The organism is Arsukibacterium ikkense, assembly GCF_000987775.1.
Taxonomy (GTDB): Bacteria; Pseudomonadota; Gammaproteobacteria; order Enterobacterales; family Alteromonadaceae; genus Alishewanella; species Alishewanella ikkense.
Genome location: NZ_LAHO01000001.1, coordinates 317,659 through 331,695, shown reverse-complemented (window position 1 = coordinate 331,695; position 14,037 = coordinate 317,659). Strand labels below are relative to the sequence as shown.

Sequence of the window (14,037 nt, the reverse complement as noted above, 5' to 3'; positions counted from 1 at the left end):
GCTTTTGGCGAATTATTGCATAAACTCTAACGGCAGATCGGTGTGAAAAGCAGAGGATTCGATTTAATTTTTATCTGACCCCGAATATTAGAGGATTCGATTTAATTTTTATCTGACCCCGAATATTAGACCCCGAATATTATCTGCCCCAGAATATTACGGTTTGATCATCAAGTGTGATATAGCGTCGTCCGGCGGTTGTCATTTGTCGCGCCAATGTCGTCTTGCCCGCGCGGCGCGGCCCAACAATCAGTACCACGGGGTTGTCAGTAAGGGCCTCTGTCACCCGAGGCGTGATAAAGCGCTTAAACATGGGGAATTTCTGCTGCGAAAGCTTAGAAATTAATCCATGTAAAATTAGAAGTCAACAGAAGTAAAATTAGAACTTCAATGAATGAAATTTAGCAATAAACTAAAACGAGTGGATGTGATCTGAGCGGCTTAAATTCTGTTACGACCCCAGTTTTACGATTAACTATCATCCGTCCTTTAACGTTAAATCAACAAATAGTTCCCCATTTAAAGTAAGGTCCTTTATTTTAATAAAGGATAATCAATGACTTAATCGTAATCAACCAAAAATGATTAAAGGTCGTAAACTTTCTTTCCAAAATAATCCGCCAAAAATATTGGAAAAGCGCTCAATACCGCTACTTGCTCATTTGGCAAGTAATTCGCTAGCTGACGTTGAGCAATAGGTAGCGCGTCTAGAATAGGTGCAGGGCTGTACTCACCGCTAACTAAACCGTTTGCTTTTTTTACATTAGCCTCTACTAAGCCTTGCCAAAGTGGCTTGTCGATTTTTCTTGCATCTTGGTAAATTGCGCTACCACGTCTAGCGGATAGACCTTTATAATTTTTCCCTATGCAATCAGATAGATAAGCAGTTCGAGTGAGGTACTCGTTATGGTCATCAATGTCTCGCAAGGCTTCGACCATAGGGTAGCTGACAAACAACTTGCCGTGCTCAGTTTCATTGTTGAATAACTCTAGCATATTCAGTAATTTTTGGCCGGAGTAGAGGTTGTCGCGGGGTTCCATGTCAAAGAAAAGATAGATTTGACCAATTTGATCACGTCTTAATTTAGCAAGTTCTTCCTGATTCTGTGCGGCTGGGTTCAGTTCCCTAATAAGCTCAAATGGGTCTAAATCTTCATCGTTGGAGAGTTTTTGGTATAACTCGTAAATATCATTCTGAAAGCTGACCAAAATATGATTTTCTTCACCGCTGAAAAAAACACGTTCAAGGCTTTTGAAATATTGCTTTTCGCGTACTTCTCCTTCAAATACAAACAGCGTGCGTTCCATTAGCTAGACATGCCTTTATAGATTTTTTCCAAGTTGTGCGCTTTTCGTAGCTCTTTACCTGTTAAAGCGGTAATAGGCTTAATGTCTTTATCCAGTACAAAATAACAATCTGGCCGAAGCAAGTCGTTGCTCATAACACCAGTGTTGTGGGTGGTCATAATAGTTTGGCAATCGGATTCGGTGACCTTTACGACAATGCTCGAAGCCAGTGCGTGGTGGTAAAATGCGTCAAACTCGTCGATGTATGCAAAGGTAATTTCTTTGCTTTGAAAACGCAACCACCAGAAATAGAAAATACCCAACGACAAAGTGCCGGTAGAGGCGGCGATACCAAATTCCAGTTTGGTTTCGCCAAAGTCAAAATAGATGCCTTTCTCACCGTTGGTGGTGATATCAACGATGAGTGAGCATTCAATGCCTGCCATTCTTAGAAAGGCTTCAAAGTCTTTCACAGATCCTGAATCGATGATGCTTTGCGAGAGCCTTTTGACACCAATACTCTTCCCAACGTACTCGCCGGTACGCGTTGTACTGAGTGAGCGAAAAAAAACCATGCCCTCAATAAAGTCGAGCAGTGCTTCAAACTGCCTCTTTGTAGGCGTGTCGTCTAACAACGCGTTATTGTGAACATATTTCAACAGCGAGATATTGGAGTCACCAACATCAGACTTCAGTGATTCAGCACCCTGTAATTTAATACTTGCTTTAGTGGATTGGCGCCGGTCAATTTCAAGCACCTTTTTGTTATCAATAGTTAACGTCTCATACACCAACTGGTCTAGGGACTTTTTCCCGTAGTAGTAGACAATATCAACACCATCAATACGAAACTCAAAGACAAATTCAGCCATCTTGACTCCTGGACCACCGTTCAAGTAGTTGTTGTCCAGATTGCTGAGGTAGCTGGGAGAGTCCACAAGGTGTAGAACCGGGTCAACCATGGCAAGCCCAAGGTTGGATTTTCCCCCACCGTTGGGCCCATAGATCATGCCGTGCTCGACGACCCCATCGTGCACCGCTTGACCGTTAAATTCGTACTGTTGGCTAGACAGATCAAGTGTCAACCAATCGGCGAAATTTCGGAAGTTTTTTACGGAAAACTTATGCAGCATGGTGTCTTACCCCTGTCAGTTGTGGCACGAGCATAACAGATTTTAGCTTGCCGTACAAAAACTACGGCGCCATTTAAAAAGTGGTAAAACTGTGAATGATATACCGGATTCAAGAGCTATTTAATCGCGCAAAGCGTGACTCCGGTGCGCTAGCGTACCGAAGTCGTGAAGTGATATTGCTTAAGGATAGGGATAGCAATAGAGCTGGAATGAATCCCCCTGTAAGGTATAAGCGCTGGCCGTTGTAACTAGCTTTTGTAACTAGCCGTTATAAATAGTCCCGCCATGATTCAGATAATCATTTAATACTTTGGCGGCAGCGTCACGCTGTACTAACCGCACTACTTCTACCCCGGCATCAGCTAAGTACTGATAGCTGCTGGCCTCTACCGGGCCTTCGTCAAAGCCGATGGCTCGGGCATCCTCAGCGGTAGCGGCACAAACCAGCCGCTTTACACCACTCCATAAGGTGCCGCCTAAGCACATGGCGCAGGGCTCACAGGAGGTAAACAGCTCACGCTTGACGCCATCAGCGGCCAGGCTAAAGCTTTGTATGCGCTGCTCTGCCAGCATAATAGCCACCATCTCACCATGGGCACTGGAGTTGTGCATTGGCATTACCCGGTTAACGCCAACACTTATCAGCTTGCCGCTGTCGGCAGCAAAGATAGCACTACCAAAAGGGCCACCCGTGCCGCGCAGCACGTTTTGCCTTGACAGCTCTACTGCCAGTGCCATCTTTTGCTGATCATCGGCATAGGTTTTTTGCCAGTCGACAACCTCGTTAATCCAGTCGGGCAAGGCAATGGTAACCTGATGTACTGCTGCCATAGAATTAATGCTCCGCCAAGGGTTTGCTGTACGCCAGCTCCATATCCCAGGGTAGCTGGATCCAGGTATCCTGCTCAATGTCGGTCACGTAATGGTCAACCAAAGGCTTGCCTTGTGGCTTGGCATAAACGGTGACAAAACACGCCTGTGGAAAATGCTCGCGTAGCGCGCGGGCGGTTTCTCCGGTATCGACTAAATCGTCCACAATCAGCAATTTGGCATTATCCTCCAGGCTGGCATCTTTTAAAATACGCAAACTGCCCTGCTTATCATGCTCGTAACTGGCGACACAAATACTGTCTATCACCCGGATATTCAGCTCACGCGCCAAAATAGCGGCCGGTACCAGGCCCCCGCGGCTAACCGCCACTATGGCAGTAAAGTCACGGCCCAATAGCTGATGCGCCAATTCTTTTGTCGCGCGATGGAAGGCTTCCCAGGATACATAAAACATTTTATTGGTAGTTAGTGACATACTTTTTCCGGACAGTCGTTAAATTATTGATAAAGCAATTTCAACCATCTCGTTAAAGCTGGTCTGGCGTAAATCTGCATCCAGTGCTTCGCCGGTACGGATATGATCACTCACCGTTAAAATGGCCAAAGCGTTGATGCCATATTCAGCCGCCACCCCATATAAACCCGCCGCTTCCATTTCCACTGCCAGTACGCCGTATTTTTCCAACGTATCGAACAGAGTTTCACTGGGGTTATAAAATAAATCAGAGGTAAAGACATTGCCTACTTTAACGTTAATCTGCTTTGCGCGCGCAGCATGCACGGCTTTTTCCAGTAAGTCGTAGCTGGCGATAGCGGCAAAATCCATGCCGGCTAAGCGGTTGCGGTTGACATTAGAGTCGGTGCTGGCACCCATCGCAATCACCACATCGCGCACTTTTACCGCTAACGGCAAGGCGCCACAAGAGCCTATCCGGATAATATTCTTCACACCATAAAATTTTGCCAGCTCAGTGGCATACAGCGACATGGACGGAACGCCCATACCAGAACCCAGCACACTAACGGGCTTGCCCTGATAGCTGCCGGTATAGCCAAACATATTGCGCACTGTATTGACACACACCGCGTCGGTTAAAAAGGTTTCGGCGATATGCTTGGCCCGCAGCGGATCGCCGGGCATCAGTACCGTCTGGGCAAAGGCATTGTCAGCAGCGTTAATATGAGGAGTAGCCATAAATCTCTCTTAATGTAATTTAGTAATAAAAGATTCGCCGTGCGCCATGGCGTCCAGCTTAAAATAATCTGCCAGGGTCTGGCCGATATCAGCAAAGCTCATCCGCTCGCCTAAATCAGTGCTGGCTAAACCGGGCTGGTAGGCCAGCACCGGGATATACTCGCGGGTATGCTCAGTACCTGGCCAGGTCGGGTCACAGCCATGGTCTGCTGTCAGCAATAGTAAGGTGTCGCTACTACAGGCATTAATGATTTCTGGTAAGCGGCTGTCAAAGTATTCCAGTGCCTCGCCATAGCCAATCACATCACGGCGATGGCCATAATTCTGATCAAAATCAACCAGATTGGTAAACACCAGGCTACGATCCGGCTGTGTTGCCATCTGGGTTATCGTGGTGTCAATCAGTGCCGCTAAACCGGTGGCTTTGATATTTTCAGTTATGCCCTGATGGGCGTAGATATCGGCAATTTTACCAATGCTGATAACCTTGCCCCCTACAGCAGTTAACTTATCCAGCACAGTGGGTGCCGGCGGTAGCACCGAGTAATCGCGGCGATTGCCGGTTCTGGCATAGTTGTCCGGGCTATCACCCTGAAATGGTCGCGCTATGACCCGGCCAATGTTGTAGTCATCCAGTAATTCGCGGGCCACCTGGCAAAAGCTCAGCAGCTTTTCCAGGCCAAAATGCTGTTCATGGGCCGCAACCTGAAACACGCTGTCGGCCGAGGTATAGCAAATCGGCATACCACTTTTAATATGTTCATCGCCCAGTTTTACCAGAATATCGGTACCCGAGGCATGGCAATTACCCAAAATGCCCGGCACCCCGGTGCGCTGGCATAATTCAGTAATCAACTCTGCTGGAAAGCTGTCTGTTTTTTGTTCAAAATAGCCCCAATCAAACAAAACCGGTACGCCGGCCATTTCCCAATGGCCACTGGGGGTATCTTTACCGCTGCTAAGCTCTCGGGCATAACCATAGGCTCCAATCGGCTCTGCACTATCGGCCACGGCAGGGGCTTTGCCGGCTGCCGCCGTTGCCGCCTTTACCAGACCCAACCGTGCCAGATTAGGTAACACCAACTGGCGGCCTTTTTGTTTCACAAATTCACGGGCAATGCTACCAAATGTGTTAGCGCCAACATCACCAAAGCGCTCTGCATCAGGCGTGCTGCCGATACCAAAACTATCCAGAACCAGAATTACTGCTTTAGCCATAATGTGGCTCCCACAACAAAAAAGCATTAGCCGATGCTGAAAACCACGAACGATAACGCCCGCTACTCAGAACCAGAAAAATAAAAGGGCACGCACTTTAATATGCCCCCCAACGTTTTACAAGTTTAACTGATACTTTGGCGCTTGTTGCCGCTTTTATCAAGCGTTAGCGTTTGAAAGTCTTCAAACAAAAACGGCGCAATCTGCGCCGTTTTTGCTCTGTTCTGATATCAGCTTTACTGTGGCAGTTGCTGATAGCCCATGTTGTAGAGGGTGAAGCTGAAAATATCAGCCGCCTGATCAATCACCATGGATACCGGCATGCCCGCACCATGGCCGGCATTCACGTCAATCCTGATCAGCTGTGGGTTAGCTGGCGCCGCCTTGGTTTGTAATTCAGCGGCAAATTTAAAGGAATGGGCAGGTACCACCCGATCATCGTGATCGGCCGTTGTTACCATAGTTGCAGGATACACCACACCCTGCTGCACGTTATGTAGTGGCGAATACTCTTTTAAATACTGAAACATTTCAGCAGACTGTTCAGCCGTGCCGTAGTCATAGGCCCACCCTGCACCGGCTGTAAACGTATGGTAACGCAGCATATCCAGCACGCCCACTGCGGGCAGCGCTACTTTAAACAGCTCAGGCCGCTGGGTCATCACTGCGCCTACCAGCAAACCACCATTAGAGCCACCGCGCAGCGCTAGTTTGTTGGCAGACGTGTACTTTTGTTGCTGCAAATACTCCGCTGCAGCAATAAAGTCATCAAACACATTTTGTTTTTGTAACTGAATACCGGCAGTATGCCAGGCTTTACCGTATTCGCCACCGCCGCGCAGGTTGGCAACCGCATAAATGCCTCCCATTTCCATCCACACCGCATTAGCAACACTAAATGACGGCGTCAGGCTAACGTTAAAACCACCATAACCATATAAGATGGTAGGGTTGCTGCCGTCTTGCTGCAGGCCTTTTTTATAGCTGATAATCATCGGCACTTTAGTGCCATCTTTTGAGGTGTAAAATACCTGCTCTGAGGTAAAGTTTTCCGGGTTAAACTCTATTTTAGGCGAGTTATATAATTCAGACTCGCCGCTAGTTGGCGCTAAGGCGTAAATACTGCTGGGTGTAGTGTAATTGGCAAACGAGTAGTACAGCGTGTCTGCGTCTTTTTTACCGCTAAAACCACCGGCACTGCCGACACCTGGCAGCCCGATATCCCGGATATGTTTACCGCTGTAATCGTATTGTTTTACCTTGGCAATCGCATCAACCATATAATTGGCAAATAAGTAACCGGCACCTTTGCTGATCCGCAGCACGTTGTCAGTTTCCGGAATAAGTTCCTGCCAGTTATCGGGTGTAGGCTTAGCGGCAGAGGTCACCACCACTTTGCGGTTTGGGGCATTTAAGTTGGTAACCAGAAATAACTTATCACCGTCGTTATCCAATAAATTGGTATCAGAATCAGTATGATCCAAAATAGTCAAAAACTGGCTATTCTCTTTGGTTAAGTCTTTCAAAAACAGTTTATTGCCGGAAGTAGATACCGCAGCTGAAACCAGCAGATAACGGTCATCTTCGGTAACTGAGGCACCAACATAACGATGTTTCTGCTCGGCAACACCACCAAACACCACTTTATCGTCGCTTTGCGCAGTACCCAGTTTATGATAATAAAGCTTGTGCTGATCGGTCATGGCCGACAGTTCACTGCCCACTGGCTTGTCATAGCTGGAATAAAAGAAACCATCATTGCCTACCCAGGCAATACCGCTGAATTTAATATCAACTAAGGTGGGCTCTAACTGCTGTTTAGTCAGCGCATCAATAATGATAATTTTACGCCAGTCGCTGCCACCCTCAGAAATGGCGTAGGCAGCCAGGCTGCCATCACGTGAAAACTTAATGTCAGCCAGTGACGTAGTGCCATCTGCACTAAAGGTGTTTGGGTCTAAAAATACTTCCGCCTCAGCACCATCCTTTTGCCGATACAACACAAACTGATTTTGCAAACCATCATTTTTGTAAAAATAGTGATAGTCTCCCTCTTTAAAGGGCGCGCCTACCCGTTCAAAATTCCATGATTTTTCCAACTTAGCACGAACCTCATCCCGAAACGGAATTTGGTTGAGGTAAGAGAAGGTGACCTTGTTCTGCGCTTTTACCCAGGCTTCGGTTTCGCTGCTGCGATCATCTTCCAGCCAACGATAAGGATCAGCCACGCTGTTACCAAAATAGCTATCTATAGTGTCACCCTGGCGGGTAGCCGGGTACGTTAGTTGCTGGCGTTGTTCAGTGCTCAAGGTAACATCCTGGCTGGTCGTGACATCTTGTTTAGCGCCACCGCATGCGCTTAGCATGGCAGCCGCTAACAGGGTAATAGCGTATTTCATTAAAAGTAAACTCCGTAGTTATAGTTTTTAGACACGGTTTTGCAATAGGTTGTGGCAGGGTTGATCATACTGCAACTGAGCTTAACAAAGATCAGTGCTGCTGCCTATTTCAACCAACTGAAATTTATGTAGACTCAAGGCGAAATGTTGCAAAAAAGCAAAACGCCAGCATTAAGCTGGCGTTTTTATTTTAATGGTGCCCAGAGGCGGAATCGAACCACCGACACGCGGATTTTCAATCCGCTGCTCTACCGACTGAGCTATCTGGGCATAAACGTTGTGCTGGTAAAATTATTCTGCTGTTGGCAGTTAACTGAACAAGACACCAAAAGTTGGTGCCCAGAGGCGGAATCGAACCACCGACACGCGGATTTTCAATCCGCTGCTCTACCGACTGAGCTATCTGGGCAATGCGGGTCGTATTAAACGGATTTTGCCAAGCTAAGTCAACAGATTTTTTATAAAAGCCTTGCGACCGGCTAGGGATTAACCAATGCCAGCTGTTTTGCTGGCCAACTGTAAAAATTAACACTGCGCCAGCTTCAAAAAACTTGTTACACTATACTCAGTTAAGCGGCATGCCGTACAACGCATTTAAATGGACAGCTGATGGAAAAAACCTCTTATACCAAACCGATGTTTCGTCGCCTGACACTACTGGCCGTTATTATTCTGTTGTTGCAAGCAGCGCTGTTTACCTTGTTTACGCTGCCCGAACAAAATAAAGATGCTAATCAGCTGGCCCGTTTAACGGCTGAAACCACTATATTAGCCAGCGCCTTAAGTGCGCCACTTCGTAGTGACAACCTCAACACTGCTGAGCAGTTGCTGCTACAAGCGCGCAATGCCGATAGCAACCGGGCACTATACCTATACCGCCAGACCAATCAACAACTTGAACTGGTTGCTAACACCGTCAATCTGGCTAACTTTGTACCACAACCCGAACTGCTTAATCAGGAACGCCGCCTGGGCAACTTTTTAGTTGTCAGCCGCCTGGTTAATAGTAATAGCAACACCTTACTGATCCACGTTCAGTATATTCAGCCCACCAGTCAGTTACCCATATTGCTGGCTTTCCTGTTAAGCGCTATTGCAGCTATTTTACTGAGTTTAAGCTTTGCTTATACCATTTCGGTGTATTTCAACCGTAAATTAATGCCACTGATCAGTAACACCAAAACCGCCCTGGACAAAAGCCAGTTTGATGGCAGTGTTGAGAGCCATGCCCACGATGGCTTTGGTGTGTTAGGCAGTTACATTAACCAACTGTTTCGGCGCATTGAGCAAGGCCAATTAGCTCTTAAAACCTCAGAAACCGATATTGCGCAGTTAAAACAGGAAGTTGATACCCGGATTAAAGAGCGCACTGATGCGCTGGAAACGGCAAAACTTACCGCAGAACGCGCCAATGAGGCCAAATCTACCTTTTTGGCAACCATGAGCCATGAAATTCGCACACCGATGAATGGCATCATTGGCACTATCGATTTACTCAGAAAAACCCAGTTATCAACCTCGCAATTCCGGATGACCGATACCATCCGCGAGTCGTCATTCTCGTTGTTGCGTATTCTGGACGATATTCTGGATTTCTCTAAAATAGAAGCCGGCAAACTGGAGCTGGAAAATATTCCGGTATCGCTGGTTGATATTATCGAAGCAGTTGGCCGTATTTTAGTGTCAGTGGCGTATCAGCGGCAAATTGATTTAAAACTGTATATCGATCCGAAAATCCCCAATGGTTTATTTGGCGATCCGGTGCGGTTACGGCAAATTTTGTATAATCTGGCGGGCAATGCCATTAAATTTACCGAAACTACCCCGCTGAAAACGGGCGTAGTGGTGATCCGCGCTGATCTACTGGAAGAGAATATGGAGTTCAGCCAGATCCAGTTCAGTGTCATTGACAACGGTCGCGGCATGACTCAGCGCCAAATCAATTATGTATTTCATCCGTTTAATCAGGCAGAAGGCTCGATTACCCGCAAATTTGGTGGCACAGGTTTGGGTTTATCGATTTGCCAGCGACTAACTTCCCTGATGTACGGTGATATTGACGTGCAAAGCGAAGTGGGCAAAGGCACTGAGTTTAAAGTACGGATCCCGATGCGCCGTTCTGACGAAATTGACTACGTCAGCAGCGAACTGTTGCGCGATATCCATATCTGTTTATTTACTCAGGATAGTGATAACCAGGATCATTTGAGTCACTATTTCCGGCACGCCAGGGCTGAGCTGGATGTAGTGAACAGTTTTGAAGCGCTGCAGCAACGCGCCCGCCAACAAAAGCCGTTACCGCCGAAGCAGGCAGCCGTATGGGTGCTTGATGCCACTTATGAGCAAATATCAGCCGAGCAAATTAAGCAACTGCAACAGGTTCCTGAACTGGAACGGGTGCAATTTATTGTGATCACCAACCAGGTGGAACTATCGGAACATAGCAATGACCGGCTGTACTATCTGCACAGCTCACCCATTTGCCGCAGCCACTTATATGACGCCATTTTAGTAGCGGCTAAGCGCAAAGAGAAACCCAAGCCGCAGCAAACCTCTCACCTCAACCTGAGTAAAGGCGCACCGGATATTGAGACAGCCAAGCGCAATCGTCAGCTGATCTTACTGGCTGAAGACAATATGATGAACCAACGGGTTATCGTAGAGCAACTGAATGCGCTGGGTTATGCGGTTGAAGTAGCAGATGATGGAGCTATTGCGCTGGATATGTGGCGCCGTTATCACTATCCACTGGTGCTGACCGACTTACATATGCCAAATATGAGCGGGTATGATTTAGCTATCGCCATTCGCAAAGAGAGCTTAAACCGCCAGGATGACACCAATTTCAGCCGGATTGTTGCCGTTACCGCTAATGCCTTAAAAGGCGAGGAGCAAAAGTGTATCAGTATCGGCATGGATGGCTACATAACCAAGCCGTTAGAGCTGGTGACGCTTGAAACTATGCTTAAGCGCTGGCTACCGTTGGTCGAAGCCAGCACAAAAGGTACGGCAGGCAATAATGCAGAGCCGGCGCAACAACCCTCGCCCATTTGTTTTACCACCATTGCCAACTTCCTTGGCAATGATCCGGCAAAGCATGAAGAGTATCTGAATTACTTTGTCAAACATGCCAAAGAATTGCTAACCGATTTGACCACGCAAGCTAAGGCCCAGAACCGCAGTGGCGCCCGGGCTATTGCCCATCAGTTTAAATCGGTGGCCAAAAGTGTCGGTGCGGTCAGCTTGGCAGCTGAAGCGTTAAAGCTGGAACAAGCTGCTGAAAACAGTGACTGGTCTGTAATCAATGAGTATGTGCGGGTAATGCAAGAGAAGTATCAGGATGTGGTCAGTTATGTACGTCAGCGTTATTAAAAATAACGCATCGGGTAACAAGCAGATTTCATGTCCAACAAAAAACCGGTAGCAAGTACCGGTTTTTTTCGCTAAGTTGCTGCCAATGCTAGCTGGCAGATGTATCAAGCGGCGCAAAGCTTTTCACTAACTGATCAAGCTGTTGCATCTGGCTCAGGTAACCTTCCAGCTTAGCCAGCGGTAATGCACAAGGCCCGTCACACTTGGCTTGATCAGGTTCAGGGTGCGCTTCAATAAACAAGCCCGCCAGGCCAAGTGCCATGCCTGAGCGGGCTAACTGTGCGGCCTGGGCACGGCGGCCATCAGCAGAATCTGTGCGGCCACCGGGCTTTTGCAGGGCATGCGTGGCATCGAAGATTACCGGGCCAAATTGTTTCATTTCATCCATACCCAGCATATCAACAACCAGGTTGTTATAACCAAAACAGCTGCCGCGCTCACATAAAATAACCTTATCGTTACCGGCCTCAGCAAACTTGGCCATAATATGCCGCATTTCATGTGGCGCCAGAAACTGTGGTTTTTTGACATTAATTACCGCGCCGGTTTTAGCCATGGCTACCACTAAATCCGTCTGCCGGGCTAAAAAAGCCGGTAACTGAATCACATCCACCACTTCGGCCACGGGCGCCGCTTGCCAGGGCTCATGCACATCAGTAATAAGCGGCACATTAAAAGTGTTTTTTATCTCGGCAAAAATCTTTAGCCCTTCGTCCAGGCCAGGGCCCCGGTATGAATGCACAGACGAACGATTTGCCTTATCAAATGAGGCTTTAAACACATAAGGAATACCTAACTTAGCGCATACGGTAACGTAGTGCTCAGCGATGCGCATGGCCATATCACGCGATTCAAGCACGTTCATGCCACCAAATAGTACAAATTGCTTAGCGTTGTTAACGGTAAGGTTGCCGACCGTGACGGTTTTATGTTCCATAATGTTCCAGCTATCTGTCAATTAATAGGGTAAAATTACCGGCTGTTATTTCAGGGTACTCGCTGTGCCGGTAGTTAATCTTGAGTATCGGGGTATTTTTGCAAAATCGCTTCAAGTGTGTCGACCCGCTGGCTAAATAATTCAACCAGCTTAGGTTCAAACTGCCTGCCTGACTCGGCCACAATTTTCGCCAGCACATCATCCAGGCTCCAGGCCTGCTTGTAACAACGCCGGTGGCGCAAGGCATCATATACATCGGCTAGCGCCGCAATCCGGCCGTAGATATGGATCTCTTCCCCCTTTTTGCCAGCAGGGTAACCGCTACCGTCCCATTTTTCATGATGGTCCTGAGCGATAATGGCACCGGCTTGAATAATAACACGTTTTGAGTTTTTCAGAATATCGTAACCTATGCTGGTATGGGTTTTCATCACTTCCCATTCACCACTACTGAGCTTAGCCGGCTTATTCAAAATACCATCGGGAATGCCCACCTTACCAACATCATGCAAGGGTGAGGCAAACATTAAACGCTCTGCTTCCTCTTCACTCAGGCCATAGGCTTTTGCCAGATCATAGCAAATAAAAGCCACCCGCCGCACATGATTGCCGGTTTCAATCGAGCGATGCTCTACCGCCTCACTTAAGCGGTAAACAATTTCACGCTGAGTATCTTCAATTTCATGCTGTAACTGCACATTTTCATAGGCTATCTGTACATTCTGGGCAAACAGTTCAATTAATTTCTTTTGATTTTCACTAATCAGGCCCGGTAAACCGGAAATATACAGCAAAGAACCATGGGTAAATTTGCTGCAACAGTAGGCCACCAAATAGTTATCCCGGTATACAATACTGCGACTGTGCAGAGCACTGTCAAAAGCTGCCAACAATTCAGTATCCAGCACTTCCTGCACTGGCTTGCCTTCTTTTTTAGCAAACTGGCCTTGCCCGGCAAACACCACTAAATCATGCGGATCAGCGTCAGCTCGCACACTACCGGCCACCAATGATGAGCTGGCCAACAAGGCATTTTCAGGGCAACCTAAAATGGAGGTGAGCTGCTGCAACACCCCGTCAATAAATTGCTCCATAGAGTGTGCCGAGAACAAATCGATAGAGGCTGTAATGATTTTCTCCAGCCCCTTGCGGCTCTGCTCTAACGACAAGATATCGCGGTACGAACGCAGGCTGGACATGATAACGGTAAAAAGCTTTTGTGCAGTCAGTTCAGTTTTTGATTTATAGTCATTAATATCGTAATTGACGATCACCTGCCGCTCAGGTGCCTGCCCAGGCTGCCCCGTGCGCAGAATAATCCTGACATGCTCATTCCCCAACTCTTCGCGCACATACCTGGCTACCAGTAAACCGGCGTCATCCGTTTCCATCACCACATCTAACAAAATAATGGCAGTATCAGGATTGGCGGCAATGATCTCCCGTGCCTGAGCCCCGGAATAAGCACTTAAAAACTGCAGACTTTTATTGTTAAAACTAAAGTCACTCAGTGCCAGCTTAGTAACGGTATGAACTTCCGGTTCATCATCAACGATCAATACTTTCCAGTGGCCATGATTCACCACTGCTGTGGGTTCAGATTCATCAGCGAACAGAAACGCATCATTCATAACAGCCACCCCGAAACATTTTATAACTATAAAT

The 14,037-nt window shown here is 47.4% G+C and carries 11 protein-coding genes and 2 tRNA genes; 1 reads left to right on the top strand and 12 read right to left on the bottom strand.

Translation table 11 applies throughout. The annotated features are described in order from the left end of the window. Positions 1-139 precede the first annotated feature (139 nt). The 10 genes from WG68_RS20005 to WG68_RS01495 all read right to left on the bottom strand — a co-directional run bounded on the left by WG68_RS20005 (position 140) and on the right by WG68_RS01495 (position 8,472). The gene (locus WG68_RS20005; RefSeq protein WP_407637661.1) at positions 140-313 is read right to left on the bottom strand and encodes an AAA family ATPase; all 174 of its coding nucleotides are present in this window, start codon (positions 311-313) and stop codon (positions 140-142) included. A 272-nt stretch (positions 314-585) separates the two neighbouring features. Further along, positions 586-1,308: a hypothetical protein gene (locus tag WG68_RS01535; protein ID WP_046555870.1), complete on the bottom strand. Its 723-nt coding sequence runs from the start codon at positions 1,306-1,308 to the stop codon at positions 586-588. Beyond that, positions 1,308-2,420 carry an AAA family ATPase gene (locus WG68_RS01530; protein WP_046555869.1) on the bottom strand — a complete coding sequence of 371 codons (1,113 nt, stop codon included), beginning with the start codon at positions 2,418-2,420 and terminating at the stop codon, positions 1,308-1,310. Before WG68_RS01530 ends, WG68_RS01535 begins: the two co-directional genes overlap by 1 nt. 261 nt (positions 2,421-2,681) lie before the next feature. Then, a complete protein-coding gene (locus tag WG68_RS01525) occupies positions 2,682-3,251 on the bottom strand; it encodes a nucleoside deaminase (RefSeq protein ID WP_046555868.1) in 570 nt (189 codons plus the stop codon). 4 nt (positions 3,252-3,255) lie between these two features. Then, on the bottom strand, positions 3,256-3,726 hold the full coding sequence (gene gpt / locus WG68_RS01520; RefSeq protein ID WP_046555867.1) for a xanthine phosphoribosyltransferase: 471 nt from the start codon (positions 3,724-3,726) through the stop codon (positions 3,256-3,258). An 18-nt stretch (positions 3,727-3,744) separates the two neighbouring features. Further along, positions 3,745-4,446 carry a purine-nucleoside phosphorylase gene (gene deoD, locus WG68_RS01515; RefSeq protein WP_046555866.1) on the bottom strand — a complete coding sequence of 234 codons (702 nt, stop codon included), beginning with the start codon at positions 4,444-4,446 and terminating at the stop codon, positions 3,745-3,747. Between the two features lie 9 nt (positions 4,447-4,455). Then, the gene (locus tag WG68_RS01510) at positions 4,456-5,664 is read right to left on the bottom strand and encodes a phosphopentomutase (RefSeq protein ID WP_046555865.1); all 1,209 of its coding nucleotides are present in this window, start codon (positions 5,662-5,664) and stop codon (positions 4,456-4,458) included. Between the two features lie 236 nt (positions 5,665-5,900). After that, positions 5,901-8,063, bottom strand: coding sequence for a prolyl oligopeptidase family serine peptidase (locus WG68_RS01505; protein ID WP_046555864.1), 2,163 nt, complete (start codon positions 8,061-8,063; stop codon positions 5,901-5,903). Positions 8,064-8,257: 194 nt separating this feature from the next. Further along, positions 8,258-8,333 (bottom strand) — tRNA-Phe (locus WG68_RS01500). Positions 8,334-8,396: 63 nt separating this feature from the next. Then, positions 8,397-8,472, bottom strand: a tRNA-Phe gene (locus tag WG68_RS01495). Between the two features lie 200 nt (positions 8,473-8,672). Between WG68_RS01495 and WG68_RS01490 the strand changes: the two genes are divergently transcribed. After that, on the top strand, positions 8,673-11,435 hold the full coding sequence (locus WG68_RS01490; protein ID WP_046555863.1) for an ATP-binding protein: 2,763 nt from the start codon (positions 8,673-8,675) through the stop codon (positions 11,433-11,435). Positions 11,436-11,523: 88 nt separating this feature from the next. Here WG68_RS01490 and kdsA read toward each other — a convergent pair whose 3' ends face one another. Continuing rightward, on the bottom strand, positions 11,524-12,372 hold the full coding sequence (kdsA, locus tag WG68_RS01485) for a 3-deoxy-8-phosphooctulonate synthase (RefSeq protein WP_046555862.1): 849 nt from the start codon (positions 12,370-12,372) through the stop codon (positions 11,524-11,526). Positions 12,373-12,446: 74 nt separating this feature from the next. After that, positions 12,447-14,003 carry a DUF3369 domain-containing protein gene (locus WG68_RS01480; RefSeq protein ID WP_046555861.1) on the bottom strand — a complete coding sequence of 519 codons (1,557 nt, stop codon included), beginning with the start codon at positions 14,001-14,003 and terminating at the stop codon, positions 12,447-12,449. Between the last annotated feature and the right edge of the window lie 34 nt (positions 14,004-14,037).